Here is a 26,290-nt window from a genome sequence, read left to right on the forward strand (position 1 = left end):
CAGGGGACTTGGCCCGCCGCGCCGCGCCGGACCACCTGTGCAAAGTGAGAGCGGCGCGGCGCGCAGGGCGCCCCTAGCCTTCGCGACACAACCAAGAGAGGACAAATCCATGCGCATCATCGTGGCCGGCTGGCTGCGCTACGCGGGCGACGAGAGCACCTGCGCCGAGATCATCACCACGGGCCGCGACCATATCCTCGCCGCGCGGGAGGAGAAGGGTTGCCTCGCCTATACTTGGGCGGTCGATCCGATCGATCCCGGCGTGATCCAGGTCTACGAGGAATGGGAGAGTGAGAAGGACCTGCTCCAGCACTTCGCCGACCCGCCCTACGCCGACATGCGCGCGCATCTGGAGCAATGGGAGATCACCGGATTCGGCGTGCAGCTCTACGGCGCGGGCATGCCGGAGGCGGTCTATGCGGATGACGGCTGGCCGCGGAAGGAGATATTCGGGGTGACGCTGGAGGCGTAAACCCCGCAACCCTCAATCATCGTCATTGCGAGCGCAGCGAAGCGATCCAGGGCGGTTTGCGTTGCCCTGGATCGCTTCGCTGCGCTCGCAATGACGAAGGTAGGAGATACGTTTCTCCTCAACCCTCGATCGGGATCAGGAAATCCATCGTGTAGCGCTTGGCCTTCCAGCCCTCGGACGTGCGCACGACGTCGAAGTAGTAGCGCCCGTTGACGGTGATCCCGCCGCCCGCCTTGTACTTGCCCATGCCGATCACATAGGCGCGGATCGACGCGGTATCGCCGTCGTAGGCGGTGATCGCGAAGTTCGTCAGGTAATGCGCGTGAGCCGCCATCGCCGCGAAGGTGTCCTCGAAGAACTTGCGGATCTCGCCGTGTCCATTGAGGCTGGGAAAACCGATGCCCGACAGGTCGAACACCGCGTCCTCCACGAAGACGGCGCAGATGCCGTCGAGGTCGTGGAGGCTGTCGACGGCATGGGCATAGGACACGAGCAGGTCCTGGATCGCCAGACGATCCTCGATGGGGCAGGCTGTCATTGAAGCAAGATCCTCTCTTATTGCGCCGCTACGGGAAAGCCGGGGCGGATCGGGTCGGAGCCGTCCCAGCCTTGCGCGGCACCGGCGATGCGGGCGAAGAATTCGCCCTGCAGCGGGTTTTCCTCGATCAGCTCGATCATGCAGCCGAGCGTCGCCGAGGTGTCGATGTAGGAAAAGCGAAAGCCGCCGAAGCTGCCATCCACCGCCGTCACGAAGCCCTGCTGCGTATAGCGCGCATGCATCGCATCGTAATCATCGGTGTAGATCGCGAGGTGGTGGAAGCCGCCCTGCCCCTTCGCCACCGTATCGCGGTAGGCGGAAGGGTTGTCGCAATGCTGCTGGATCAGCTCGATCTGCACGCCACCGGACTGCGCGATCGCCACCGAGAAATCCAGACCCGAGGCAGGCCGACCGCAATAGGAATATTCCTCCAGCACCACATGCGGCACGGTGAGGAACGGCCCGATTCCAGTGGTACGCACCCAGTCCATGCAGGCGGCCTCAAGGTCTTCAACCATGAAGGCCACCTGCATGACGTGGGAGCCCGGAACGCCGGGCGCGACCATTATTCCGGCGCGCCCTTCACGTAATCGTTGAGCAGTTCGTGGAAGCGCTGGATGCGCTTTTCCTGACCCGGCAGGATGCAGCCCTTGAACCCGCGCGAGTTCAGGCCCTGCTGCTGGCTGGTGCCGATCGACAGGTCCTGATCCGCCACATAGCCCACCGAAACGCCGTCGCCGTAGACCGAATGGCGCGCGACCGCGTCATGCTGGAGCGGCAGCATGCCGAGCGGGGTGAAGACCTCCTTCATGCCCTCCACCGGCGGGTAGAGGCACCAGTGCTGGAACACGCACTTCTCCGGATCGGTGGGGTGCGGCTCGGTGCGCAGGACCTGCAACTGCTCGGGGCTCATGGTCAGCGTCAGGTTGGGGAACAGCGTGCAGTGGAAGTAGTCCACCAGCTGCTGGTCGCTCATGTTGTCGTAATTGGTGTAGCCGCGCCCCGGACCGAGGCGGCGCTTCGCCTCGATGATCGCTTCGCGCAGATCACCCGTGCGACCGTTGTATTCCTCGGGATCGATGCCCCACGCGCGCGCCGCCTCGCCCAGCGGAGCGGGCACTTCGGAGGTGTGGTAATCGACGCGGGTGGTCGCCTGATGGCCCTTCATCCACATCGAGTTGTGGCCCGAGGGGTACATCTCGAACAGGGTATCGGGCAAGCCGTCGTTGATGAAGGTCGCCAGTTCGGGGTGGATCGTCGGGAGGTGATAGCTCTCGTTGAAGTTGTCGCGGATGATCTTCCAGTTGAAGTCCGCATCGGCCGAGACGTTGAGCACCCGCACCCAGTTCTCGATGCCGTAGCCCTTCAGGCGCTCGGGGAACGGTTCGAGCCATTCGTGCAGCGGGGCGACGTCGTCGTCCATGCACCAGAACACGAACGGGCCCCATGTCTCGCAGCGCAGTTCGGAAAGGTGGACCTTGCCGCAGGGCGTGCCGCCTTCGAAATCGTCGGGGTCCTGCACTTTGGCGAGGGTGCCGTCGAGGTCGAAGGTCCAGTTGTGATAGCCGCAGACGATGCGCGGCACGCTGGCCATCTCGCCCAGCACGAGCCGGTTACCCCGGTGCGGGCAGGAGTTGTAGAACGCCTTGATCGAGTCGTCTTCCTGCTTGACCATGATGACCGACTCCTTGGCGAAGTTGTGGCGGATGATGTCGCCCGGCTCCTCCAGTTCCGCCAGCAACCCGCCAAGGTGCCAGACCTTGGGCCACAGGTTCTTCATCTCGCCGTCCATCCATTCCTTGGTGGTGTAGCGGTCGGCGGTGATGGTGTCGCCGCGGACGGGCGGATCGAATTCCTGCGAGTAGCGGGAAACCTTGGTCTGGATGTTCATGGTGCCTCTCGTCCTGTCGATTATGTCTGGCTGGGGTCCGCACCCCGGCGGCCGCCGCGCGGGGCTCCGGGGTTGGCGGCGAAGAAGTCGAGCGTGCCGGGATCGTCCTTGACCCAGTCGGTCACCAGCACGCGGCGCACGATGCGCCATTCGCCCTGGCGGCAGGCGTATTCGTCGAGGTAGCGGCCCGAAATGAACAGGTCGCGCACGCCGCCATCGGGCGAAGGCGCCGAATGCCAGGCCTGGAAATACCACTCGCCCGAAGCCCGCTCGCCCTCCACCGCGATGCGCGACTGGCCCAGCAGGTGATGCGTCGCGTTCATGTCGGCGAGGAAACCCTGCGAGAAGGCGACGAATTCGTCGGCGTCGCCCTGCATCAACCCGCAGTCGATCACGGCATCGTCATGGAAGGCGCTGCGCTGCATGTCCGGTTCCAGCCGGTCGAGCCCGCGCATATAGCGCGCCGCCGCATCGGCGATGTCGCGCCGCGCGGCCAGGTCGCGGACCTCAGCCTCGAGGTCGAAGCGGGTGGTCGTCAGAGTGTCCAAGAGGCTGGCCTCCGGACGGATTGCGCGCGTGTACTGAGCATGCCTTCCATCTCCCGTTCCCGGACAGGGCGCGTCTGTTTTCTTGCGCGCCTCTGGCCTTGAGTGCGGCCGGCGATAAATAAACCGGCTCAACTGCCGGTTTTTATGCTACGCTCGGGCGCATCTGCTAACCTGCGACTTAGGATAGGTTCGGGCGAACCCGCTGATAGCGCAGGGAAACAAAGGGATACGGGGGAAGGACGATGAAGGCCGAGGCACTGCAGGACCGGATGCTCAACGCGCTCATGCCCGAACTCCATGCTCGCCTGCCGGAGAATGGCGTCCCCGAAAAGTGGCAAAAACGCAAGAGCGCGATGATGCGCGAGCGGCTGGTTTCCGGAGCGATCGACTGCCTCGTGGAGAGCGGCTACCCCGGCCTCACCACCGCCGCGGTGGCGAGCGCCAGCGAGGTGTCGCGCGGGACGATGCACCATCACTTCCAGACCAGAATGGAACTCGTGTCCGCCGTCGTCGATCAGGTCGTCTACCACCGGATGCGCACGTTCCTCGCCGACTACTTCGACGCGGTCTCGCGCCGCACGGACGAGCCGATGATCGAACTGGCCTGCGATGCCCACTGGCGCTCGGTCCAGACGCAGGACTATGCGGCATGGCTGGAACTGGCCGTCGCGGCCCGCACCGACGCGGAACTGGCGGCGATCTTCGAACCCGCCGCGCGCCGCTACGACGCCATCTGGGCGAGCGAGATGATCGAGGCCTTCCCGCAATGGCGAGAGGACTGGGACAACCTGAAACTCGCGCACGACTTCACCAGCGCGATGCATGCCGGGATGCTCCTGCACAAGCCGATCTTCGACGACACGCGGATCGACCGCCTGCGCCGCTTCGCCGCACGCACGATGCAGAAGCTGAGTGAGGATGCGGCGGGGGCTTCGACAAGCTCAGCCTGAGCGGCATCGGGAACACAGCCCTACCTTCGCTCACCCTGAGCTTGTCGAAGGGTCGCCGCACCCACGCTTCTCTCAGCCGCACCCACGCTTCTCTCAAAAGTCACAGGTGTCGCCAGCCCGCTCCCTCTTCCAGAGTTGCTCCCGATAACGAATCCCGAAAACCGGGCATCGAAGGAAAGGATATCCCGATGGCGACAGTGGCAATCACCGGAGCAGCGCGCGGCATCGCGTACGAACTCGTCAAGCAGCATGCCGAGCGCGGCGACCGGGTCTATGCCCTCGCCCGCGATCCCTCGGGCGCGGCCGCGCTCAACGAATTGGCAGCCTCCTCGGACGGCAGGATCACGGTCCACGCGATGGACGTGGGCGACAATGCCTCGGTCGCCTCGGGCGCGGCGGAGACCGGCGGCGAACCGATCGACGTGCTGTACAATGTCGCCGGCGTCACCGGTAAGGCGGAACCGCAGTTCGACGGGATCGACTGGGACGACTTCGACAATTCGATCGAGATCATGCTGAAAGGCCCGCTGCGCGTGCTCAGCGTATTCCTGCCGCGCCTGCACGACGGTTCGAAGGTCATCAACTTCTCCAGCCAGCTCGGCGCATCGACCTGGCCTTACGGGGGCTACTGGCCTTACGCAGCGGTCAAGGCGGGCCTGAACCGCATGATGCGCTCGGTCGCGTTCGACCTGAAGGAACGCGGCATCGTGGTCGGCGTCATCCACCCCGGCTACGTCGCCACCGACATGAGCGGCCCCGGCGCCGACATCTCCCCGCAAGAAAGCGCGTCCTCGATCATGGCCCTGACCGACGGCTGGGCGATCGAGGAGACCGGCGAATTCTACAAGTGGAACGGCGAAAAGCACGCTTGGTAAGGAGACTTCGACCATGGCGTTCACCGGACCGTTGGAAGACCGCATCCTTATCCGCGAATTGCTCGATACTTATGCCCACGCGGTGATGACCCGCGATGCCGAGACATGGGCCTCGACCTGGGCGGAGGATTCGTACTGGGCCTTGCCCGAATTTCCCGACCTCGGCGGCTTCACCGGCAAGGAAACGATCGTTTCCGCATGGGTGGAATCGATGAAGAACTACGGCCTCGGTGGAAACGCCGCCAAGCCCATGGTCTACGTCGCCCACCCCGGCGAAATCCGCGTCGACGGCGACCGGGCCTCGGCGATCTCCTACACCTCGGAAATCTTCGAGGACCCGGCCTCAGGCAAGACCATGCGCCTTCGCGGCCGCTACGTGGACGAACTTGCGAAAGCGGACGGCCAGTGGCGCTTCACCCGCCGCGAATACACGACTTTCGACGCACGCGAGGATTGATGCCCCGTCGTCCCGGGCCAAACCCGGGACGACGACGGCTTCACAGCCCCAACTGCTCGAACATCTTGCGGGTCATCGCGCTCATGTGAGCCATGACTTGCGCAATGGTGCCCTGCACTTCCGCGAAGCGCAGCGGCTTCACGCGCTCGACGAGTACTTCCTCGGGCGTCGGCTGCTGCGCGAAAAGTGCCATGACCTCATCGGCGAACTCGCCGAGCGGCTGGTAACCCTCGCGCGTGCTCTGCCCGGGGGTGAGGTCGGTCTGCACGGCGGGCGGTGCCAGTTCGATAACCTCGACCTTGTCACGCAGCATCTCGCGAAGCGACATCGTGTAGCTGTGGATCGCAGCCTTGGTCGCATTGTAGGTCGGCGTGCCCGGCAGCGGCACGAAGGCGAGGCCCGACGTGACGTTGACGATCGTCCCGTCGCCCCTGGCCACAAGATGATCCACCAGCGCGTCGATGAGCCGGATCGGGCCGAGCAGGTTGGTGGTGATCGTCGCCTCGGCGTCCGACAAGTCGCGCGCGCGGTCCAGCCGCTCATAGCGCATAATTCCCGCATTGTTCACCAGCACGTTGAGCGCCGGGAACCTCTCCAGCACTTCTGCGGCGAATGCGGCGACGCCTGCGGCGCTTTCCACGTCGAGCGTGATCGCATGCATGTTCACGCGGCCCGCGCAGGCCGCTTCCAGCGCGTCGAGGCGGCGCCCGGCGACGATCACGGTGTTACCCGCGTCGTGGAAGCGCTGCGCCAGCGTCTCGCCGATACCCGAGCCGCCGCCGGTGATGAGCATGGTGTTTCCGGTGGTCTTCATGGGGACACTCCTTGGTTGACGCCTCCGATCTAGCACTCCACATTCTATCGGAAAGAAGGCACCCAAAAGATTTATACGTACCCGAAAGAGAGTGACCCAATGGCCGCCCGTCCCACCCCTGACAAGAATTGCGAGCACATCGACCCGCGCGTGGAAGCGCTCGTCACCGAGCTGATCGGGCGGGTGGCGGACAAGTGGACGATGATCCTGCTCGAAATCCTGGAGGAGAACGGTACGCAGCGCTTTACCCAGCTTGCCCGCGCCGTGCCGGATATCAGCCAGAAGATGCTGACCCAGACACTGCGCCGCATGGAGAGGGACGGGATGCTGACGCGCACCGTCCATCCCGTAGTCCCGCCGCGAGTGGACTATGCCCTAACCCCGCTGGGCGAAACCCTCAGCGAAGCGTTCTGCGGCGTATGGATGTGGGCGGAAGCAAACCTCGAGCGCGTCGAACGCGCGCGGGAGGAATTCGACGCACGTTAATTCAGAAGGCTGCGCAGCAGTTCCATCGCGCTGCGCCGGGCCAGTCGCTCCGGCACGTAGACGACCGGGACGGCCTTGCCCTCGATCAGTTCGGCAACGTCGATGGTTTCCTTGAGCGCGATGCCGCAGCGGTCATGCGCGCGCCAGCGGACCTGTCCCTTGATCACCTGATCGCCGACGACAAGCTCTACCGCGACGCCGCGTGCCGGAGGTGCATCGACCAGCGCCAGCACACCGCGCGAGGAGGCATTGGCCAGCGTCGCCTCGGCAACGCGGCTACCGATGCGGATGTTGGCCTTGATGGCCAGCATCGTGCGCGTTTCCATCCGCTGACGGTGAATGAACATGCCCGCTCCCTGCAAAGAACCGGGTCCGAGTATACGGGATGAATGCCTAAAACGGAGTTAAATCGCCTTTAACATCCCGGCCCGCCTTCACGGCGGGCCGGGAGCGTGGATCAGGCCGCCTTCTTCTTAAGGCGCCAGGCATGCAGCAGCGGCTCGGTATAGCCGCTCGGCTGCTCGACGCCCTTGAACACGAGGTCGCAGGCCGCCTGGAAGGCCATGCTGGTGTCCCAGTTGCCCGCCATCGGTTCATAGAGCGGATCGCCCGCATTCTGCGCATCGACCTTGGCAGCCATGCGCTGCAGCGATTCCATGACCTGCTCCTTCGAGCAGACGCCGTGCAGCAGCCAGTTCGCCATGTGCTGGCTGGAGATGCGCAGCGTCGCGCGGTCCTCCATCAGCCCGACATCGTTGATGTCCGGCACCTTGGAGCAGCCGACGCCCTGGTCGATCCAGCGCACGACATAGCCGAGCAACCCTTGCGCATTGTTGTCGAGTTCCTCGCGCACTTCCTCCTCGGACCAGTTGATGCCTTCGGCCAGCGGCACCGACAGTAGCAGGTCGAGCCCGGGAATGTCCTCATTGGCAATGCCTTCGCGCAGGCCGAAGACATCGACCTGATGATAATGCATCGCGTGGAGTGTCGCGGCGGTCGGCGACGGCACCCAGGCGGTGTTCGCGCCGGTCTTCGGGTGGCCGATCTTCTGTTCCATCATGTCGCGCATCATGTCGGGTGCTGCCCACATGCCCTTGCCGATCTGCGCCACGCCCGAAAGGCCATGCCGCAGGCCGATGGCGACGTTGCGCTTCTCGTAGGCGGCGATCCACGCCGAGCCCTTGATGGCGGCCTTGCGGATCATCGGACCCGCCCGCATCGAAGTGTGGATTTCGTCGCCGGTACGGTCGAGGAAGCCGGTGTTGATGAAAACGATACGGTCCTTCACCGCCTCGATGCAGGCACCAAGGTTCGCCGACGTCCGGCGCTCCTCGTCCATGACGCCGACCTTGATGGTGTAGCGCGAAAGGCCCAGCAGGTCCTCCACCGCATCGAACAGCGCGTTGGTGAAGGCGCACTCCTCAGGCCCGTGCATCTTGGGCTTGACGATGTAGATGCTGCCTTCGCGGCTGTTGCCGTACTTTGTGAGGCCCCGAACGTCCTGCGTCGAGATTGCGCTGGTGATCACCGCGTCCATGACGCCCTCGGGGATTTCCGAGCCGTCCGGCAGCAGGATCGCCGGGTTGGTCATGAGGTGACCGACATTGCGCACGAACAGCAGCGAGCGCCCGAACAGCGCCTTCTCAGCCCCATCCGCAAGCGTCACCGTCTTGTCGGCCGCCAGTTCGCGCGTGAGCGTCCGGCCGCCCTTCTCGAACGTGTCGGTCAGGTCGCCCTGGATCACGCCCAGCCAGTTGGCATAGGCGGCGATCTTGTCCTCGGCATCGACGGCCGCGACCGAGTCCTCCAGATCGACGATGGCAGTCAGCGCCGCTTCGAGGACGATGTCGGCGATACCAGCCTTGTCGGTGCTGCCGACCTGGCTCGCGGCATCGACGACGACCTCGATGTTGAGCCCGTTGTTAACGAACAGCAGGCCCTTACCCGTGCGACCGACGAATTGCGCCGCATCGGCGGGTTCGACGCCGTCCACGTCGGCCAGATCCGCCCACGACCCGGTCTTGAGCGGCACCGCCCGGTCGAGGAACGCCCGACCCGCCGCGATGACCGCCGCGCCGCGCGCCGCATCGTAGCCCGGTCCCTGAGCGGGGGCCGCATCGAGCGCGTCGGTGCCGTACCATGCATCGTAGAGGCTGCCCCAGCGCGCATTCGCCGCGTTCAGGAGGAACCGAGCATTGAGTACCGGAACGACCAGCTGCGGCCCTGCCATCGTCGCAATTTCGGGATCGACGCCCTGCGTGCCGATGGTGAATGCCGCCGGCTCGGGAACGAGATAGCCGATTTCGCGCAGGAACGCCTGGTATTCGTTCTGTTCGATGGGCCTGCCTGCCCGCTCGCCGTGCCATGCGTCGATCTGCGCCTGCAGCGAATCGCGCTTGTGGAGCAGCGCGCGGTTGCGCGGGGCGAATTCGGCCACGAGCGCGGCGAAGCCTGCCCAGAACGCGGCGACGTCCTGCGCGATGGGGGGCAGCACCTGCTCCTCCACGAACTTCGCCAGTCCTGCATCGACCTGCAGCCCCGAACGATCAACCCTGTCAGTCATTGCCTTCCTCGCACTGGTTCGAACGCACACGAACATCGTGCCACGTCCACGTCAAAAACCAAATTGCCCTGGGGAAGGATGTGCGCCGTATGACCGATGCGCGCGCGATTGGCAACTGCGCCGAAAGTATCGTCATGGATCAGACGGTTGCAGACCGGGACGGGATCCGGACCTTTCCCGGATTTCCTTAACCGTCGGAAACCCTTACATTCAAGCTCACGTTAAGCATGAGACTCGGCGGGAACGCGGAACTGGCACGAACGTTGCTAATCTGTGACCACTGCAAAGGGATGGAAATGCTCCGAAAAGTCGGTCGCCTGTTCGTGATCAAGAGCAACTGGGAAGCCTACATGGTGATCTACGCGCTTGCCCTCGGCGCGATCGAGCGTGGCAGCGTTTATCTCACACGCTTTCCGGGCTTCGGCGGTAAGCTGCTGTTCCTCGCGTGCACCGGCGCCGTGTTCATGGCGGGTGCCAAGATCCTCGACTGCATCAAGTATGAGAAGGCCGCCCTGATGGCGAAGGCGGAAGGCCCATCCCCCGAAGAAGACCTCGAGCGAAAAGCCGCCTAGACCAGATCGTCAGAATCGCGCGCCGTCGACTTTCGTGATCGTAAGCGCATCGAGGTCCGCCGCTGGCACGCAGCGCAAGTTCACCGCCGTCATCTTCGTTCCGTCCGGCGCCTCGCCCTGTGCGAAAGGCTCCACCCCGCATGTTGGGCAGAACTTGTGCCCGATCACATGCTTGTAGAAGCGATACTCGGTGAGTTCGTCGGCTCCGCGCTCTATCGCAAGTGCGTCATGCGGTATGAAAGCGAGCAGGAAGCCCTTGCGACGACAGTGCGAGCAATTGCAGCTCATCGCCTCGTGCGGAAGTTCGCCCATCACCGTGAACGCCACTTTGCCGCAGTGGCAGCTGCCCGAAAATGTCATCACTGACCCGTCCTTTCCCTATAGCGGCCGAAAATCGGGAACCGAGCGGTGGCAGGTGGGGCGATTCTGTTGATAGGCTCGCCCCCAGCCCCCGGAATCCGCTTCTGTTACCCGGTGGGTCCAACCGTGTTCTAACTTTGTAACTTCAGGGCGTTAGCCCCTAGAATTACGCCGCGAGAGCAAGTGCTTCGTTGTCGTTGGCACTTATGAGTTTTGAGCCTTGAACGGGTTACTCAGCCCGGAAGAAAACACCGCTTTTCAACACACGTCGATCCTAGTTCGGCCCCGTCATCACCCCTGCGACAACAGGGTTGTTTCCCAAAGGAAACGGGTGGTGGTGGAGCCGCCGGGTACCGCCCCCGGGTCCGCTGCGTCTATTGCACGGCGCAATTTATCCTCATAGCCGGTCGAAACCGGCAGGAGCCCATATAGGGGCTCCCGCCTGAATGTGAAGTGAAAGTGGATGAGTTGTTTGGGGAATGCCCATGCTGGGCATTCCCGTTGCGGCTGCGGCGGATTTTCAGATTACTTCTTGCGCAGTTCCTCGAGGATTTCCTTGAGCGCGATCAGCTGCGGATCGACCGGAGCCTCGGGCGCCGGTGCATTTGCAGCGGCTTCGGCTTCCTGCTTCTTCACCGAATCGATCATCTTGTTGACCGAACGGACCAGCAGGAACAGCACGAAGGCGATAATCAGGAAGTTGACCACCTGGGTGATGAACTCACCGTAGCCGATCATCGGCACGCCGGCCGCCTTCAGCGCGGCATAGTCGGTAAGGCTGCCCTTGTAGTCCGCCGGTGCGTCGCCCAGCTGGAAGAAATACTTCGAGAAATCGATGCTGCCGAACAGCCAGCCGATCACCGGCATGATCATGTTCTCGTTCAGAGACGACACGATCTTGCCGAAGGCGGCACCGATCATCACACCGACTGCGAGGTCCAGCACGTTGCCGCGTGCAATGAACTTCTTGAATTCGTCTACGATTGCCATGCGCCTGGTTCCCCTTTTGCCGGCCAAATGGAAATAAATCTGAGTGCTGTTTGACACACTCCACCCAGCCCCTCAAACGTTTGTTAACCGACCGGGTTTCCACCGAGCCCGCCCGGCGTCCTTGATCCGCCATCGCGGAGCGCTATCTATCGCGTGGAAGCCGCCGGTTCGCCCGGCGTGCAGTGGAGGAACGAAGTCCGATGACGCTCTTCAACGCCCGCTCGGCAAAGACCGGTCTGGTTATCGCGGCCGCGCTTTCGCTGTCCGCTTGTGGTTTCAACTCGGTGCCGACCAAGCAGGAAGCCGCCAAGGCCAAATGGGCCGATGTCGAGGCCGCTTTCCAGGAACGCTCGAACCTCGTTCCCAACCTTGCCGCCGTCGCCAAGGGTGCGGCCGAGCAGGAAAAGTCGATCCTCGTCGGCGTCACCGAGGCGCGCGCCAAGGCCACCTCGGTGCAGATCAGCGCCGACGACCTCGGCGACCCGAAGAAGATGGAGCAGTTCCAGCAGGCGCAGGCCAACCTCGGCGCCGGCATCGGCCGCCTGCTCGCCAGCGTGGAAGCTTATCCGGACATCAAGTCCAGCACCAATTACCAGATGCTGCAGAGCCAGCTTGAGGGCCAGGAAAACCGCATCCGCGTCGCCATCCGCGACTACAACGGCGCGGTTCAGGACTACAACACCGAAGTCCGCACTTTCCCCTCGATGATCGGCGCGCGCCTGCGCGGAGCCGATCCGCTGGTGCCCTACAAGGCCGTGACGCCCGGCGCCGAAGCCGCCCCGAGCCTCGAAGGAAAGCTCTGATCCGATGGCCCGCATCCGGGCCGTCTCGCTGGCCGCGCTTCTGTGCCTGCTGGCCCTCGTTTCGGGGGCTGGCAGCGCATGGGCGCAGGCCGCGCAACTGCAGTTCCCCAAACTCACGGGGCGCGTCGTCGATGCCGCGAACATCATCCCCGACGCCGAGGAAGCGCAACTGACGCAAAAGCTGGAGGCGCTGGAGAAGCAGTCGAAGCGCCAGCTGGTGGTGGCGACGATCCCTGACCTGCAAGGTCAGGAAATCTCGGACTACAGCTATCAGCTTGGACGCAAGTGGGGCATCGGCCAGAAAGGCGACAACAACGGCGCCATTCTTGTTGTTGCGCCCAACGAGCGGAAGGTTTGGATCACCGTCGGCTATGGCCTTGAGGGCACGCTGACCGACGGGCTTTCCTTTCTGATCGTCCGCAATGAAATCCTGCCTCGTTTCAAGGCGGGAGATTTACCCGGCGGTATCGAGGCCGGCACGGACGCGATCATCAAGCAACTGACACTGCCGCCCGAAGAAGCGCAGAAGATCGCCGCACAGGCTGATAGGGCGCGCGCCGATCAGGGCGACGACATCTCGCCCGGCACGGTGATCTTCATTCTCGTCGTGATCTTCTTCTTCGTGCTGCCGATCATGCGGGCAGCCAGCCGGGGCGGACGACGCAGCCGCTACGGCGGCATCGACACGCCCATCATCTGGTTCCCCTCCAGCGGCGGCGACAGCTGGGGCGGAAGCAGCGGTTGGGGCGGCGGAGACGGCGGCGGCTTCTCGGGAGGCGGCGGCGATTTCGGCGGCGGCGGCGCAGGCGGGGACTGGTAGGCCATGGCAAGACCCACATACCTCACACCCGAGGGCCACGAGCGCATCCGCGCCGCAGTGACCGAGGCCGAACTGCTCAGCTCGGGCGAGATCGTCACGATGCTGACCGACCGATCGGACGGCTACACCGACGTCGCGCTGGCGTGGTCGGCCTTCGTGGCGTTCCTGGCCCTCTCCGCGCTGGCGATCGCGCCTGATTTCTACATGGGTCTCTACGACGCACTGATCGCCGACTGGGGCCATGAGTGGTCGCCCGGAATGATCCTCTCGCTGGCGCTGGGCGTGGCGACGATCAAGTTCGCGGGGATGACGCTGCTGCAACTGTGGCAGCCGCTCAAGTTCTTCCTGATCCCGGCGCCCATCCGCACCACCCGCGTCCACGGCCAGGCCACCCGCGCCTTCCGCATGAGCGCGGAGCGGCGCACCACCGGGCGCACCGGCATCCTCATCTACATCTCGATGCGCGAACACCGCGTCGAGATTCTCGCCGACGAGGCCATCGCCAGCAAAGTCGAGCCCGGCACCTGGGCCGACGCCATCGCCGCGATGCTGGGCGAACTGCGCGAGGGCCGCACCGCCGACGCCATGATCGCCGGCGTCGGCAAAGTCGGCGCGATCCTCTCCCTGCACGTCCCCCGCCTGCCGGACGACGTCAACGAACTGCCCGACGGAACCATCGAACTATGAGCATGCCGGATCATTACGATGCCGATCACCCCGTCGAAACGATGTGGGAAGGCCGCTTCATCACCGCGAAGAAGAAGGGCCGCTGGGAATACGTCGGCCGCGCGCGCGGCATCCGCGCCGCGGTGATCCTGGCGATCGACCCGGAAGACCACGTCATCCTCGTCGACCAGTACCGCGTGCCGCTCGGCAAGCGCTGCATCGAACTGCCTGCGGGCCTCGTCGGCGACGATGACGATAAGGCCGATGAGCACGCCGCCACGGCCGCCGCACGCGAACTGGAGGAGGAAACCGGCTACCACGCAGGCCGCATCGAGAACCTCGGCGAGTTCTACTCTTCGCCCGGCATGGTCTCCGAAAGCTTCACGCTGTTCCGCGCGCACGATCTGGTGAAGGTCGGCGAAGGCGGCGGCGTCGACAGCGAGGACATCGTGGTGCACCGCGTCCCGCTTTCCGGACTTGCGCAGGCGCTCGAAAAATGGCGCGGCGAGGGATACGCGATCGACGTGAAGATGCTCACGCTGCTCGGCCCGTCCATCCTCGGCTGACGTGCGCACCAACCCCGGCGTCTGCCAGCGCAAGGCGCGCTACGCCAGCGAGGCCGAGGCGCTGGAAGTCGCCGCGCGGGCGCCCTTCCCGCTACGGCCGTACAAGTGCGGATTATGCCGCAGGTATCACCTGACCAGCCGAACCAAAGGCATGAAACTGCCGAAGTTCGAACTGGAAAGGCGCGCCTCCTCCCCCTCGGGGGAGGGGGACCATGCGCAGCATGGTGGAGGGGCACCCTCAAACTCGCCGACACTCGAAGAACGGCACCTTTAGCACCCGGCCGGGGAGGACACGCAATCTCCCGCGTGCCTCTCCACCAACCTTCCGTTGATCCCCCTTCCCCGTCTCGGAGAGGATTACAGCGTCGTGAAGATCGCGCCGAAGTCCTTGCCGCCGTTACCGGCCTCGACGAAGGCTTCGTAGATTTTCGTCGCGTGCTCGCCCATCGGCACGGTGGCACCAGCCGTCTCCGCGCCACCCATGGCAAGGCGCAGATCCTTGAGCATCAGCGCCGAGGCGAAACCGCCCGCATAGCCATTGTCCGCCGGGCTCGCCGCGCCGACGCCCGGTGCCGGGGTATAGTCGTTGAGCGACCAGCAGTAGCCGGTAGACTTGGAACTGATCTCGTAGAACTTCTGCGGATCGAGGCCCGCCTTCTCGGCCAGCGCCAGCGCCTCGCAGGTGCCGATCATGTGGACCGCCAGCAGCATGTTGTTGCACATCTTGGCAACCTGGCCTGCGCCGCTCTCGCCCGCGAGGATGACGGCCTTTGCCATCGGTTCGAGCACGACCTTGGCCTTCTCGAACGTGGCTGCCGGACCGCCCACCATGAAGGTCAGCGTGCCGCCGTTGGCCGCCGCGATGCCGCCGGAAACCGGGGCGTCGACCATCTCGTAGCCCGCCGCCGTCGCCAGTTCGGCCACTTCGCGCGCGGTGGCGAGGTCGATGGTCGAGCAGTCGAGGAACAATGCGCCCGCCGGGGCCTTGCCGATGACGTCGGCGGTGTAGACCGCCTTCACGATGCCGCCGTTGGGCAGCATGGTGACGACGGCTTCGGCGTCCTTCACCGCGTCGGGGACGGCGGTGTAAGTGGCGCAGCCGTTCTCGGCCGCCTTGGCCAGCGCGTCGGCGGACAAGTCGAAGGCGTGGACTTCGTGGCCCGCCTTGACGAGGTTCGCGGCCATGCCGCCGCCCATGTTGCCAAGGCCGATGAATGCGATCTTCATAGCATGCTCTCCAAATTCGTCGTCCCGGCGAAGGCCGGGACCGCTGGCCGTGACCAGCCCACCTTGCGGATCAGGCGCCTGCCGAGCGGGCTTCGACAAGCTCAGCCTGAGCGGATTTCAGAGGATTTTGCATTCCCTCCGCTCATCCTGAACTTGTCGAAGGGCCGCAGCAAGGCCGCGCCTAAAGACAGCCGCCGGTCCCGGCCTGCGCCGGGACAACGCGGCGGCGGCGTTACTTGCCCTTCCACACCCCCGGACGCTTCTCGACGAAGGCGGCCATGCCCTCAGCCTTGTCCTCGGTCGCGGTCAGCACCTGGAACATGCGGCGTTCCAGCACGAGGCCGGTGTCGAGCGTGGTCTCGAAGGCGAGGTTGACCATTTCCTTGTTCATGGTCGCGGCGAGCGGCGGCATCGCGGCGATCGTCGCGGCAGACTTCAGCGCCGTCTCCAGCAGGTCGGCAAGCGGCACGACCTGACTGACGAGGCCCGAACGCTCCGCCTCCGCAGCATCCATCATGCGGCCGGTGAGGCACATGTCCATGGCCTTCGACTTGCCGACGGCGCGGGTCAGGCGCTGCGAGCCGCCCATGCCCGGCGCGACGCCGAGCTTGATCTCGGGCTGGCCGAACTTCGCGTTTTCCGAGGCGATGATGAAGTCCGCCATCATCGCCAGTTCGCATCCGCCACCCAGCGCGAAGCCGTTGACGGCCGCGATCCAGGGCTTGCGGGTGGTCTTGACGACCTGGCTGGTCCAGCCGGCGAAGAAGTCCTCCGAATAGAACTCGGCGCTGGGCTTGTCCGACATCTCCTTGATGTCGGCGCCCGCCGCGAAGGCCTTCTCTCCCGAGCCGGTGATGACGGCGCAGCCCTGCGACGGGTCTACCTCGAAGGCGGCGAAGGCCGCGATCAGATCGGCCAGAACCTTCGAATTCAGCGCGTTGAGTGCCTGCGGACGGTTGAGCGTGATGAGCGTGACGCCGCCCTTCTGCTCGACCAGGATCGTTTCGTACGTGCTCATAGGGGCTTCCATTCCTCTTCGGGGGAAAGCGGCGCGAAGATCGCGTCCAGCATCTCTTCGGTCACGCCTTCGGGCGTAGCCGGGTTCCATTGCGGATTCTGGTCCTTGTCGACGATGACCGCGCGCACCCCTTCAGCAAAGTCCGGCAGGACCAGCACTCGGGCGCCGAGGCGGTATTCCATCGCCATGTTCTGCGCGAACGTCTCCAGCCCCAGCGAGGCTTCGAGCTGGCGCAGCGAGACCTTGCAGGCCTGCGGGCTCTTGGTGCGCAGAGTGGCGAGTTCCTTCGCCGCCCATTCGCCGCCGTCGCTTTCGAGCGAGGCCAGCACCTGCTCCAGCGTGTCGAAGGCGAAGTGCTTGCGGATCGCACCGGCGTTGGCGGCGACCTTGGGTTCGGGCGCCTTGACCGAGAGCGCGGCGAGGACGCCGCCGATCTCGTCGCCCGCAGCGATCCGGCTCTTGGCCTCGGCCAGTGCTTCGGAGGGTAGGTAATGGGTGGAAAGGCCAGCCCAAAGGCATTCCGCGCCGTCGAAGCGTGCGCCGGTCAGCGCCAGGAACTGCCCCACGCGGCCGTCGAGGCGCGAGAGATACCAGCCTCCGCCGACGTCAGGGAACAGGCCGATGCCGGTTTCGGGCATGGCGTAGCGGGTATTCTCGGTCGCCACGCGGTACTTGGCGGGCTGCGAGATGCCAACGCCGCCGCCCATGGTGATGCCGTCCATGAAGGCGACGATCGGCTTGGCATACGTGAACAGCTGGTGGTTGAGGCGGTATTCCTCGAAGAAGAACCTGCGCCCCTCTACCCCGCCATCGTTGAGGGCGGAATGGCGCAGCAGGTTGATGTCGCCGCCCGAACAGAAGCCGCGCCCTTCGGCGTGGTCGATCAGGATGACTTCCACTGCGTCGTCGCTCGCCCAAGCGGTCAGCTGCGCGCTCATCGCCTCGCACATGGCAAGGGTCAGCGCGTGAATCGCCTTGGGGCGGTTGAGCGAGATGACGCCTGCGACGCCTTCGCGCCGGAACAGCACTTCGTCAGTCATGAAGGCCCCCTTACTTGACCAGTTCGCGGCCGACGATCATGCGCATGACCTCGTTGGTGCCTTCGAGGATGCGATGGACCCGCAAGTCGCGCCAGAAGCGCTCGATCGGATAGTCCTTGAGGTAGCCGTAGCCGCCGAAGACCTGCAGTGCGCGGTCCACCACCGAGGAGCCGGTGTCGGTGGCGATCAGCTTGGCCATGGCGGAGAAGCGCGTCTTGTCGGGCGCGCCCGCCGTCACCTTGGCGGCAGCAAGGTAGAGCAGCGCGCGGGCGGCCTCCAGTTCGGCAGCCATGTCGGCGAGGCGGAACTGGGTGTTCTGGAACTCGGCGATCGGCTGGTCGAACTGCTTGCGGTCCTTGGCGTACTGCACCGCCTCGTCGAGGCAGCGCTGCGCTCCGCCGAGCGAGCAGGCGCCGATGTTGAGGCGGCCGCCGTCCAGGCCCGCCATCGCGAACTTGAAGCCGTCACCCTCGGCGCCGACGCGGTTCTCGGCCGGAATGCGCGCGTCTTCGAAGACGACCTGCGCGGTAGGCGAGCTGTTCCACCCCAGCTTCTTCTCCGGCGCACCGAAGCTGACGCCGGGGGTGTCCTTGTCGACCACGAAGCAGGAGATGCCGCGCGACTTGTGCTCGCCGGTGCGGGCCATGACGACGTAGACGTCGTTGACGCCGCCGCCCGAGATGAACTGCTTGGTGCCGTTCAGCACGTAGTGGTCGCCGTCCAGCCGCGCGGTCGTCTTGAGCGCCGCCGCGTCCGAACCCGAGCCGGGTTCGGTCAGGCAGTAAGAGGCGATCTTCTCCATCGACACGAGATCGGGCAGGTAGCGGTCCTTGAGCTGCTGATCGCCGAACTTGTCGATCATCCACGCGCCCATGTTGTGGATCGAGATATAGGCGCTGGTCGCCGGGCAGCCGTAGGACATGGCCTCCATGATGAGCGCCGCGTCGAGACGGCCAAGGCCGATGCCGCCGCTTTCCTCGGACACGTAGATCGCGCCGAAGCCCAGTTCGCCCGCGGCCTTCCAGACGTCGACGGGATAGTGATGCTTCTCGTCCCACTCCGCCGCGAAGGGGGTGATCCGGTCGGCGGTGAACCGCTGCGCCGTTTCCTGGATCGCGAGCTGGTCTTCGGTGAGGCCAAACTGTTCGGTCATCTCTATCCCTGTTTCGTCATGGGCGCTGTCATCCGCAGCGGGTGTATGTAAGCGGTCCCGGCATCGCGTCCTTGCCGTAGTCCCGCCGGATCATCGTCTTGCCATCGTCCTGCACGTCGAGGACGACATCGTTGGTCCAGCTTTGGCCTTCGCCGGTGTAGTCGAAGGTGCCCCGGATGCGGCTTTCGCCGGCTTCCTTGATCTCTCCCAGCTTCGCCACTGACTCGTAGAACTTGAGCTGGTCGGCCGAGACTTCGAGCAGGCCCTTCGCATCGCCCTTCGTACTGGTGCAGTCGGCCGGGACGAGGCCCCAGCGGCCGCGGATCGTCTCGGGGATTTCCGATGCGCTCGCCCCCCTATCTGTACCGAGGCCGCCGGCATCGAGCCCCGCTTCGCTCGCCTCAACCGGGGCGGGCGATTCCTGGAACACTTCCTCGGTCTCGGTCGGCGCCGCCGTGGTGGCGGTGGCGTCAGGCTGCTTCGAGCAGGCACCCAGCGCCAGCGCGGCGGTCAGGGCAAGAAAGGGAAGCGTGCGGGTCATCGGTCATCTCCATGCGCGGCACCGGATAAAGGTGCTGGAACGCTCCACCCCTCTACCCGGTTGCCGCACGAAGATCAGCCCACCAGTGCGATGATATCCTTGCCGAACAGCGCTTCGTCCGACGGGATCACCTTGTGCTGCGCCAGCGGCTTCGACACCCAGGTCTCGTTGATGAGATCGCGCCACGTCACGTTGTTGTTGGTGCCGTTGCCGCCCCACGAGCCGCAGCCCAGCGAGAAGGTCTGGCGCATGCCGTTCCACACGTTGCCCGAGTTCGAGGCCGACTGCGGCTGGTTCACCATCACGCGGCTGGTCTTGGTGCCTTCGGCCAGCTTCATGATGTTGGCGTCGCTCTGCGAGTAGATGCCGCAGGAATGGCCCTGGCCCTGGTAACCCTGGATGGCGTTGGTCAGGCGGATCGCCTCGTCGATGTCCTTGGCGCGGTAGAGCGCCATGGTGACGGTCATCTTCTCGCCCGAGAACTTGTAGTCCGGGCCGTAGCCGGTTTCGGGCACGATGAAGAAGGCGGTGCCTTCGGGGATCGCGAAACCGGCATAATCGGCGATGAACTGGGCGGACTGGGCGACGACCTTGGCGTTGATGTGCTCGCCGTCTTCCCAGATGGCGTTCTGCAGCTTGGCCTTGTTCTCACCCTCGATGATGAAGCCGCCCTTGGCCTTCAGCTTTTCGAGCATGGTGTCGTAGATCGCGTCGAGCAGGATCACCGCATTGTCCGACGAGCACGAAGCGGCATAGTCCAGCGTCTTCGACAGCAGGATCTTGGCGGCGGCGTCATCGAGGTCGGCGGTGTCGTCGACGGTGATGACCGCGTTGCCCACGCCGACGCCCAGCGCCGGGGTGCCCGAGGAGTAGGCCGCCTTCACCATCGGCGTGCCGCCGGTGGCGAGGATGCGGTCGCACTGCTTCATGACTTCGTTGGTCTTTTCGACCGAGGGCTGCTCGATCGGGATTACGAGGTCGGCGGGCGCACCCATCTTGACCAGTGCATCGCGCATCAGGTTGCAGATCTTGGCGTTGATGAACTTGGCGCGCGGGTGCGGGCAGATGATGATCGAGTTGCGGCCCTTGACCGCGCTGATCGCCTTGATGACCGGGGTGGCCTCGGGGTTGGTCGAGGGCGAGAGCGCACCGATCACGCCGACGGGCTTCGCCAGCTTGACGATGTTGCGCTCGGGGATCTCGTCGATAATGCCGACCGACTTGTCGTCGATGATGTCGTAAAGGGTGGCGCGGGTCTTGACCGAGATCTTCTTGAACTTGCCCTCGTAGTTGCCGAGCTGGGTTTCCTCGACGGTCTCGCGGGCGATTTCCTCGTCCATGCCGGGCTTGCACACGGCGTAGACCATGCCGCGGATCCAGGTATCGACCTGCTCCTGCGTGGCGTTCTCGATCTGCGCCTGCGCGGCGCGCGAACGGGCGACCAGTTCGGCGACTTCGGCGGCGACAGGGGTTTCGGCGATCAGTTCGGCAGTAGCCATGTGCATCTTCCCTTAGATTTCTGCGCGCAGGTGCCCGGCAGACCCTGCGTTTACGCTGGCATCCGGATCACCCCTCGTTCCCCGAGTTAGGCGATCCGACACACCTTGCTCACCTGCACCTTTGGCGAGGCCTGCGCAAGTTTAATTAACCGAGCGATTAAATCGTAAGGTTGCAAAAACATCATCTTGATGCGCAGATCACGCAATGATCGATGGCCGGAGGATTTGCCCGAGAATAGTCGTTGCCCCTTGCCCGGCACAGGGGTTCCGGGCAGTAGAGGGCCGCAATATCGCGGAGGCGCTCCAGACCGGAGATGCCCGCCCGATTTCGACACAACCAAGATAGCCGGGTGGGCGGGGGTCGCCGCCGGGGCAATGGAAAAGGTAACAGGCGCGTGAGTGAGACGATCGATCCGGCAGAATTCCGCAAGGTGCTCGGCAGCTATCCCACCGGTGTCTGCGTCATCACCGCGCTGGACGAGGGCAAGCCCGCCGGCATGGTCGTCGGCAGCTTCACTTCGGTCTCGCTCGACCCGCCGCTGGTCGGCTTCTTCCCCGACAAGTCGTCGACTTCGTGGCCGCTGATCGAGAAGGCTGGCCACTTCTGCGTCAACGTCATGGCCAGCGACCAGGGGCCGGTCTGCAAGGCCGTCAGCGCCAAGGGTGACGCCAAGTTCGTCGGTGTGGAATATGCGGTTTCCGAGCACAACCTGCCAGTCATCGCCGACTCGATCGCCGCGATCGAGTGCAAGCTCTACTCGGTGACCGAAGCGGGCGATCACTGGTTCGTGCTCGGCCAGATCCTGCGCATGGAGACCGTGCGCGAGGACGAACCGATGCTGTTCCACCGCGGCCGCTACGGCAGCTTCGCGGAGAAGATGTAAGGGTTTTCGTCGTCCTGGCCTCGCTCCGGGACGACGTATCGCTTCGGCGGTTTGACTTTCCCGACCTACATGCTGTTCACATGTTCAGCATTACGATCCGGGAGAGTATTTCACATGACACGTTCGCTTGACGGCAAGGTCGCCGTGGTCACCGGCGCGGGTTCGGGCATCGGCCGGGGCATCGCGCTGCGGCTGGCCGAAGACAGGGCGGCCATCGCCGTGTGGGACCTCAACCCCGAAGGCGCCGCCGAGACCGTGAGCCAGATCGAGGCAGCGGGCGGCAAGGCTCTCGCCATCACCCTCGACTGCTCCGACAAGGCCGCGATCAAGGCTGCCGCCGACCAGACACGCGGCAAGTTCGGCGCCATCACCATCCTCGTGAACAACGCCGGTATCGCGCCCTTTACGCCGTTCATGGACGTGGAGGACGAAGAGTTCGACAAAGTCATCCGCGTGAACCTCAAGGGCCCTTGGCTGGTCACAAAGGAAATCGTGCCGGACATGCTGGCCGCGAACTGGGGGCGGATCATCAACATCACCTCCTCGTCCACGCAGTCGGGCTCCTTCGCGCAAAGCCATTACGTCGCCTCGAAGGGCGGCCTGCTCGGCCTCACCAAGGCGCTGGCGATGGAACTGGGCAAGACCGGCATCACCGCCAACATGATCCCGCCCGGCTCGATCGACACCCCAATGCTGCGCGGCGCACCGATCGACGCGGATGCCTACGGCGCCTCGCTGCCGGTCGGGCGGCTGGGGCAAGTGGCGGACATCGCCGCAGCGGCGGCGTTCCTGGCCTCCGAGGAAGCCAGCTACATGACCGGGCAGACGATCAGCACCAACGGCGGCCGATACATGGGCTCGGCCTGAGGGGGCTTGCTACGGCATCCCCGCGCGCTAGCGTGCCGAGATGCCGATTCCGTTTCGCATAGCCGTAGATGGCGCCGTACTTTCAGGAGAGCGACGCGAGGGTCCAGGCCCGCCTCTGGTGCTGGCCCACGGCTTCGGCGGATCGCGGCGCGACTGGGACCAGCTGGTTGCCGGGCTTGCCCCCGACCGCCCTTTGATCACCTACGACCAGCGCGGCTTTGGTGCCTCCGAAGCAGCAGGCGGCCCCTACTCCCACGCCGACGACCTGCTCGCCCTTATCGACGCACTTGATATCGCCGAGGCCGATCTTTGCGGCATGTCGCTGGGCGGGGCGACCGCCCTCAACTTCGCGCTCGATCACCCGAGGCGGATAAGGCGGCTGGTGCTGGTGAGCCCACTGATGGTCGGCTGGGCATGGACGAGCGAGTGGATCGAACGCTGGAAAGCCATCGGCCGCGCCGCGCGCGCTGGCGATATGCAGCGGGCGAGAGACCTGTGGTGGAGCCATCCGCTGTTCGATGCGCTACGTGACACCTCTGCCGCAGCCGTCATGCGCGCATCGATCGAGGCATTCCACGGGCGCCAGTGGGTTCTCGACGAACAGCACCCTGCCCTCCCCGACAGCGAGCGACTGGGCGAGCTTTCCATCCCAACCCTGCTGCTGACCGGTGCGCGCGACACCGCCGACTTCCGCATGATCGGCGATGCGATCGCCGCCATGGGCCAGGACGTCACCCGCATCGACCACGAAGGCGCTGGCCACATGCTGAACCTCGAAATCCCGGAAGTCATTGCAAGGGAGATCGAGCGGTTCCTCATTTGACGAATGAAACTGCGGCAATCGCATCGCCCATGCGATCGGAGACGCCATCGCGTTGCCGCCCTTGCTGGGAATGGACACTCTTCTCGCGCGAATTGTGATCGACCGGAGCCAAACTGGCCGGCGGCGCACAAGGGCGGAGAGGAGAGCAAAAGACATGAAGCTGGGCTTCGCGATGCCACACATGCTGCGGCTCAAGGCGACGATGCAGCCATGGGAAACCGAAGTGACCGGCGCCGACCAGACCCGCCTTGCGAAATGGGCGGAAAAGCTGGGCTTCGAGATGATCGCGGTGCCCGAGCACCACATCATCCCGCGGAAGCACATCGAGCTTTCGGGCCCGTTCTACTTCAACGCCTACACCGCGATGGCCTATATCGCCGGAGCGACCGAGCGGGTGCGGGTCAATTCGTGCATCGCGATTCTGCCCGCCCAGAATCCGATTGTCACGGCCAAGGCGCTGTCGACGATGGACTGGCTTTCCAGCGGCCGGGTGACGATCACCTTCGCGGTCGGCTGGCTGGAGGAGGAGTTTGCACTGCTGGGCGTTCCATTCCACGAACGCGGTGCCATGGCGGAAGAGTACATCCAGGCGATCATCGTCCTGTGGACTCAGGAAAATCCTGAATTTGAAGGAAAATATGTTTCCTTCCGAGATGTCGCTTTTGAACCCAAGCCCGTGCAGAAACCCCATCTTCCCGTGTGGTTCGGCGGCGACGCCGATGCGGTCCTCAAGCGCGTCTCCCGCTACGCGCAGGGCTGGTGGCCGTTCCTGACCAAGCCCGAGGACATTCCTGCGCGCATCGACTTCATCCGATCGCGGCCCGACTACAATGGCCAGTTGGCGGACGTCTACTACGGCATGTCCACCAGCCGTGTCGGCGAGGGTCATGCGGTGATCGATGATCCCACGGCCCGCCCCGGACAGACCAAGCAAGAGATCATCGATCGGCTCGGATGGCTGAAATCCCTTGGTATTACATGGAGTTCCGTACCCATTCCGGCCCTCCCCGCGATCGCGGCCTACTACGACTACACCCAGTGGATCGCCGAGGAGATCATGCCCGCCATCCGCTGAGCGAACGTCGCCGCGATGCCTGACGGGGCATGCTTGACCTCAGGCACACAGCGGCACTTAACGGCACACAACGGCACAAAGGCCGGGGAGAGATGATCATGAGCCCACCAAGGCCAAGGCCCAAGCTGGATCAGGAGAACACTGCGTTCTGGACCGGCGGCGCCGAGGGCGAACTGCGGATCGTACACTGCGGCGACTGCGGGCAGTACACCCATCCTCCGCGCGTCCTGTGCCGTCACTGCCAGTCGGAGAACATCGCTGCCAGCGCCGTGGCGGGCACCGGCGTGATCGATACCTTCACGATCAACCACCAGCCCTGGGCCAAGGATCTGCCCGTCCCCTACGTCATCGCCCGCGTCGCGCTCGACGGGGTGCCGGGAGTCTACCTCACCACCAACATCGTCAACTGCCCGGTCGATGCCGTGGCGTTCGGCGACCCCGTGCGCGTCCTGTTCGAGGAACAGGACGGCATATTCTATCCCCTCTTCGAGCGAGCGATCTGATGGCACGCGAAGCCTACATCACCGGCGTCGGCCAGTCCGAGGTCGGCGTGCGCCTGACGCGCCATCCGCTGCTGCTGACGCTCGACGCCGCGAAGGAGGCAATCGCCGAGGCGGGCCTCACCTTCGGGCAGATCGACGGCGTGTTCTCCTTCCCCGGCAAGGTCAACGGCTACCTCGCTTTCTCGCCTGTCGGCACCGACGAGGTGATCGAGGCGCTGGGCATCAAGTCGAAGTGGCAGATGGGCGGCATGGAGCAGCCCGCGCAGCTTTCCGCCATCGGCATGGCGGCCTGGGCGGTGAAGCAGGGCATCTGCCGCCACGTCCTGTGCTTTCGCACCGTCTACGAGGCGGGCGGCATGGCCGACCCCGCCACCTATATGCCGCCGCGGCCAGACACCGTCTCGGGAGCCTCGCAGTGGACCAGCCCGTTCTGGGCGACGTCGGCCGCCTGCTGGACCGCGCAATACGCCGCGCGCCACGTCCACAAGTATGGCCTGACGCGCGAGCAACTCGGCCAGATCGCCATCAACGCTTCGAAGAACGCCATGCTCAACCCGCGCGCGCGCGCGATCACCAAGGCGGAACTGACACTCGACACCTACATGTCGGCACGGATGATCTCGACCCCGCTGTGCCTCTACGACTGCGACCGCTTCTCCGACGCCTCCACGGTGGTGATCGTCTCGGCGGGCGACGCCCTCGACGAGATCAAGTGCGAGCCGATCCGCATCGCCGCGATGTCAGGCTCGGTGGACCGCTATTCGTGGGACCAGGTCGAGTGGCCTGCCGCTTACGATGCGGGCCGCGACCTGTGGCAGCATACCGACTACACCATCGACGATGTCGACACCGTGCAGTTCTACGACGGCTTCGCGTACCTGCCGATTACCTGGCTGGAGGGCCTGGGCTTTTGCGAGAAGGGCGAAGGCGGCCGCTTCATCGAAGGCGGCACGCGTATCGCGCGAAACGGCGAACTGCCGCTCAACACGGCGGGCGGCCAGTTGGGCGCCGGGCGTCTGCATGGCTTCGGTTTCGCGCACGAAGCTGTGACGCAGCTGCGGGGCAATGCGGGCGAACGGCAAATCCCGGGCGACCCGAAGGTGGCAGTGGCTACGTCCGGCGGTGGACCGCTGGCGGCAGCGCTGCTGCTGGCAAAGGACTGAACGGCTCCGGCCTCGCGGGCTCTCCTCCTGCGGGGCCGGGGATGGCATTTCCATTTTTCGTGGACACGCTTCTTCATTGCGAGCGTAGCGAAGCAATCCAGAGCGGCTCAAAACTGCCCTGGATTG

At 64.8% G+C, this 26,290-nt stretch carries 31 protein-coding genes and 1 other RNA gene; 16 read left to right on the forward strand and 16 right to left on the reverse strand.

Features of this window, described 5'->3' with window-relative positions; genetic code table 11:
- Positions 1 to 109: 109 nt before the first annotated feature.
- Positions 110 to 472, forward strand: coding sequence for a putative quinol monooxygenase (locus QRN25_RS06035; RefSeq protein ID WP_271181655.1), 363 nt, complete (start codon positions 110 to 112; stop codon positions 470 to 472).
- Positions 473 to 590: 118 nt separating this feature from the next.
- Here QRN25_RS06035 and QRN25_RS06040 read toward each other — a convergent pair whose 3' ends face one another.
- From QRN25_RS06040 to QRN25_RS06055, 4 genes are read right to left on the reverse strand one after another with little or no spacing between them, the layout of a single operon-like run.
- Positions 591 to 1,010 (reverse strand): nuclear transport factor 2 family protein, encoded by a 420-nt coding sequence (locus tag QRN25_RS06040; protein WP_285017988.1) that lies wholly within the window; start codon positions 1,008 to 1,010, stop codon positions 591 to 593.
- Between the two features lie 17 nt (positions 1,011 to 1,027).
- The gene (locus tag QRN25_RS06045) at positions 1,028 to 1,576 is read right to left on the reverse strand and encodes a VOC family protein (protein ID WP_285017989.1); all 549 of its coding nucleotides are present in this window, start codon (positions 1,574 to 1,576) and stop codon (positions 1,028 to 1,030) included.
- Positions 1,576 to 2,901 (reverse strand): aromatic ring-hydroxylating oxygenase subunit alpha, encoded by a 1,326-nt coding sequence (locus QRN25_RS06050; RefSeq protein ID WP_285017990.1) that lies wholly within the window; start codon positions 2,899 to 2,901, stop codon positions 1,576 to 1,578. Before QRN25_RS06050 ends, QRN25_RS06045 begins: the two co-directional genes overlap by 1 nt.
- A gap of 20 nt (positions 2,902 to 2,921) precedes the next feature.
- Positions 2,922 to 3,449: a nuclear transport factor 2 family protein gene (locus tag QRN25_RS06055; protein ID WP_285017992.1), complete on the reverse strand. Its 528-nt coding sequence runs from the start codon at positions 3,447 to 3,449 to the stop codon at positions 2,922 to 2,924.
- A 242-nt stretch (positions 3,450 to 3,691) separates the two neighbouring features.
- Between QRN25_RS06055 and QRN25_RS06060 the strand changes: the two genes are divergently transcribed.
- The 3 genes from QRN25_RS06060 to QRN25_RS06070 all read left to right on the forward strand — a co-directional run bounded on the left by QRN25_RS06060 (position 3,692) and on the right by QRN25_RS06070 (position 5,731).
- Entirely contained in the window at positions 3,692 to 4,399 is a 708-nt protein-coding gene (locus QRN25_RS06060; RefSeq protein ID WP_285017994.1) for a TetR/AcrR family transcriptional regulator, read from the forward strand.
- Between the two features lie 188 nt (positions 4,400 to 4,587).
- Positions 4,588 to 5,274 (forward strand): SDR family NAD(P)-dependent oxidoreductase, encoded by a 687-nt coding sequence (locus QRN25_RS06065; protein ID WP_285017996.1) that lies wholly within the window; start codon positions 4,588 to 4,590, stop codon positions 5,272 to 5,274.
- 13 nt (positions 5,275 to 5,287) lie between these two features.
- Complete coding sequence (locus QRN25_RS06070; protein ID WP_271181660.1) at positions 5,288 to 5,731, forward strand: nuclear transport factor 2 family protein; 444 nt, start codon at positions 5,288 to 5,290, stop codon at positions 5,729 to 5,731.
- 40 nt (positions 5,732 to 5,771) lie between these two features.
- Here the strand turns inward: QRN25_RS06070 and QRN25_RS06075 are convergent, their stop codons facing one another.
- The gene (locus tag QRN25_RS06075) at positions 5,772 to 6,545 is read right to left on the reverse strand and encodes an SDR family oxidoreductase (protein ID WP_285017998.1); all 774 of its coding nucleotides are present in this window, start codon (positions 6,543 to 6,545) and stop codon (positions 5,772 to 5,774) included.
- A 99-nt stretch (positions 6,546 to 6,644) separates the two neighbouring features.
- Between QRN25_RS06075 and QRN25_RS06080 the strand changes: the two genes are divergently transcribed.
- Complete coding sequence (locus QRN25_RS06080; RefSeq protein ID WP_285018001.1) at positions 6,645 to 7,031, forward strand: winged helix-turn-helix transcriptional regulator; 387 nt, start codon at positions 6,645 to 6,647, stop codon at positions 7,029 to 7,031.
- On the opposite strand, the gene QRN25_RS06085 is transcribed toward QRN25_RS06080, so the two are convergent.
- Positions 7,028 to 7,378, reverse strand: coding sequence for a hypothetical protein (locus tag QRN25_RS06085; protein ID WP_008830426.1), 351 nt, complete (start codon positions 7,376 to 7,378; stop codon positions 7,028 to 7,030). The genes QRN25_RS06080 and QRN25_RS06085 overlap by 4 nt on opposite strands.
- Positions 7,379 to 7,488: 110 nt before the next feature.
- Positions 7,489 to 9,594 (reverse strand): malate synthase G, encoded by a 2,106-nt coding sequence (locus QRN25_RS06090; RefSeq protein ID WP_285018002.1) that lies wholly within the window; start codon positions 9,592 to 9,594, stop codon positions 7,489 to 7,491.
- A gap of 296 nt (positions 9,595 to 9,890) precedes the next feature.
- On the opposite strand from QRN25_RS06090, the gene QRN25_RS06095 reads away from it, so the two are divergent.
- A complete protein-coding gene (locus QRN25_RS06095) occupies positions 9,891 to 10,166 on the forward strand; it encodes a hypothetical protein (protein ID WP_271181664.1) in 276 nt (91 codons plus the stop codon).
- Positions 10,167 to 10,175: 9 nt separating this feature from the next.
- Here QRN25_RS06095 and QRN25_RS06100 read toward each other — a convergent pair whose 3' ends face one another.
- From QRN25_RS06100 to mscL, 3 genes are all read right to left on the reverse strand, one after another.
- A complete protein-coding gene (locus tag QRN25_RS06100) occupies positions 10,176 to 10,526 on the reverse strand; it encodes a GFA family protein (protein ID WP_271181665.1) in 351 nt (116 codons plus the stop codon).
- A 93-nt stretch (positions 10,527 to 10,619) separates the two neighbouring features.
- Positions 10,620 to 10,983, reverse strand: a transfer-messenger RNA (tmRNA) gene (gene ssrA / locus QRN25_RS06105).
- 68 nt (positions 10,984 to 11,051) lie between these two features.
- Positions 11,052 to 11,516 (reverse strand): large conductance mechanosensitive channel protein MscL, encoded by a 465-nt coding sequence (gene mscL, locus QRN25_RS06110; protein WP_271181666.1) that lies wholly within the window; start codon positions 11,514 to 11,516, stop codon positions 11,052 to 11,054.
- A 200-nt stretch (positions 11,517 to 11,716) separates the two neighbouring features.
- On the opposite strand from mscL, the gene QRN25_RS06115 reads away from it, so the two are divergent.
- From QRN25_RS06115 to QRN25_RS06130, 4 genes are read left to right on the forward strand one after another with little or no spacing between them, the layout of a single operon-like run.
- On the forward strand, positions 11,717 to 12,319 hold the full coding sequence (locus QRN25_RS06115; RefSeq protein WP_285018005.1) for a LemA family protein: 603 nt from the start codon (positions 11,717 to 11,719) through the stop codon (positions 12,317 to 12,319).
- A 4-nt stretch (positions 12,320 to 12,323) separates the two neighbouring features.
- Positions 12,324 to 13,139 carry a TPM domain-containing protein gene (locus tag QRN25_RS06120; RefSeq protein ID WP_285018006.1) on the forward strand — a complete coding sequence of 272 codons (816 nt, stop codon included), beginning with the start codon at positions 12,324 to 12,326 and terminating at the stop codon, positions 13,137 to 13,139.
- A gap of 3 nt (positions 13,140 to 13,142) precedes the next feature.
- On the forward strand, positions 13,143 to 13,826 hold the full coding sequence (locus QRN25_RS06125) for a TPM domain-containing protein (RefSeq protein ID WP_285018007.1): 684 nt from the start codon (positions 13,143 to 13,145) through the stop codon (positions 13,824 to 13,826).
- Positions 13,823 to 14,371: an NUDIX hydrolase gene (locus QRN25_RS06130; RefSeq protein WP_008830418.1), complete on the forward strand. Its 549-nt coding sequence runs from the start codon at positions 13,823 to 13,825 to the stop codon at positions 14,369 to 14,371. Before QRN25_RS06125 ends, QRN25_RS06130 begins: the two co-directional genes overlap by 4 nt.
- Before the next feature lie 357 nt (positions 14,372 to 14,728).
- On the opposite strand, the gene mmsB is transcribed toward QRN25_RS06130, so the two are convergent.
- The 6 genes from mmsB to QRN25_RS06165 form a co-directional block, all read right to left on the reverse strand.
- Positions 14,729 to 15,598 carry a 3-hydroxyisobutyrate dehydrogenase gene (gene mmsB / locus QRN25_RS06140; protein ID WP_036522587.1) on the reverse strand — a complete coding sequence of 290 codons (870 nt, stop codon included), beginning with the start codon at positions 15,596 to 15,598 and terminating at the stop codon, positions 14,729 to 14,731.
- A gap of 232 nt (positions 15,599 to 15,830) precedes the next feature.
- Positions 15,831 to 16,616 (reverse strand): enoyl-CoA hydratase-related protein, encoded by a 786-nt coding sequence (locus QRN25_RS06145; protein WP_285018009.1) that lies wholly within the window; start codon positions 16,614 to 16,616, stop codon positions 15,831 to 15,833.
- Positions 16,613 to 17,656, reverse strand: coding sequence for an enoyl-CoA hydratase/isomerase family protein (locus QRN25_RS06150; RefSeq protein WP_285018010.1), 1,044 nt, complete (start codon positions 17,654 to 17,656; stop codon positions 16,613 to 16,615). The genes QRN25_RS06145 and QRN25_RS06150 overlap by 4 nt, the downstream gene beginning before the upstream one ends.
- Positions 17,657 to 17,666: 10 nt before the next feature.
- A complete protein-coding gene (locus QRN25_RS06155) occupies positions 17,667 to 18,809 on the reverse strand; it encodes an acyl-CoA dehydrogenase family protein (protein ID WP_285018013.1) in 1,143 nt (380 codons plus the stop codon).
- A gap of 28 nt (positions 18,810 to 18,837) precedes the next feature.
- Complete coding sequence (locus QRN25_RS06160) at positions 18,838 to 19,350, reverse strand: hypothetical protein (protein WP_285018014.1); 513 nt, start codon at positions 19,348 to 19,350, stop codon at positions 18,838 to 18,840.
- Between the two features lie 74 nt (positions 19,351 to 19,424).
- A complete protein-coding gene (locus QRN25_RS06165) occupies positions 19,425 to 20,849 on the reverse strand; it encodes an aldehyde dehydrogenase family protein (protein WP_285018017.1) in 1,425 nt (474 codons plus the stop codon).
- Positions 20,850 to 21,244: 395 nt separating this feature from the next.
- Between QRN25_RS06165 and QRN25_RS06170 the strand changes: the two genes are divergently transcribed.
- The 6 genes from QRN25_RS06170 to QRN25_RS06195 all read left to right on the forward strand — a co-directional run bounded on the left by QRN25_RS06170 (position 21,245) and on the right by QRN25_RS06195 (position 26,164).
- Positions 21,245 to 21,733, forward strand: coding sequence for a flavin reductase family protein (locus tag QRN25_RS06170; RefSeq protein WP_271181676.1), 489 nt, complete (start codon positions 21,245 to 21,247; stop codon positions 21,731 to 21,733).
- A 114-nt stretch (positions 21,734 to 21,847) separates the two neighbouring features.
- The gene (locus tag QRN25_RS06175) at positions 21,848 to 22,600 is read left to right on the forward strand and encodes an SDR family NAD(P)-dependent oxidoreductase (RefSeq protein ID WP_285018019.1); all 753 of its coding nucleotides are present in this window, start codon (positions 21,848 to 21,850) and stop codon (positions 22,598 to 22,600) included.
- 118 nt (positions 22,601 to 22,718) lie between these two features.
- Positions 22,719 to 23,423, forward strand: a complete 705-nt coding sequence (locus QRN25_RS06180; protein ID WP_285018020.1) for an alpha/beta fold hydrolase — start codon at positions 22,719 to 22,721, stop codon at positions 23,421 to 23,423.
- A 70-nt stretch (positions 23,424 to 23,493) separates the two neighbouring features.
- Positions 23,494 to 24,498 carry a TIGR03619 family F420-dependent LLM class oxidoreductase gene (locus QRN25_RS06185; RefSeq protein ID WP_271182135.1) on the forward strand — a complete coding sequence of 335 codons (1,005 nt, stop codon included), beginning with the start codon at positions 23,494 to 23,496 and terminating at the stop codon, positions 24,496 to 24,498.
- 98 nt (positions 24,499 to 24,596) lie between these two features.
- Positions 24,597 to 25,001 (forward strand): Zn-ribbon domain-containing OB-fold protein, encoded by a 405-nt coding sequence (locus tag QRN25_RS06190; RefSeq protein ID WP_271181679.1) that lies wholly within the window; start codon positions 24,597 to 24,599, stop codon positions 24,999 to 25,001.
- Entirely contained in the window at positions 25,001 to 26,164 is a 1,164-nt protein-coding gene (locus QRN25_RS06195) for a thiolase family protein (RefSeq protein WP_285018022.1), read from the forward strand. The genes QRN25_RS06190 and QRN25_RS06195 overlap by 1 nt, the downstream gene beginning before the upstream one ends.
- Positions 26,165 to 26,290 lie beyond the last annotated feature (126 nt).

Origin of the sequence: Novosphingobium sp. fls2-241-R2A-195 (genome assembly GCF_030209485.1) — a bacterium.
Lineage (GTDB): Bacteria > Pseudomonadota > Alphaproteobacteria > Sphingomonadales > Sphingomonadaceae > Novosphingobium > Novosphingobium resinovorum.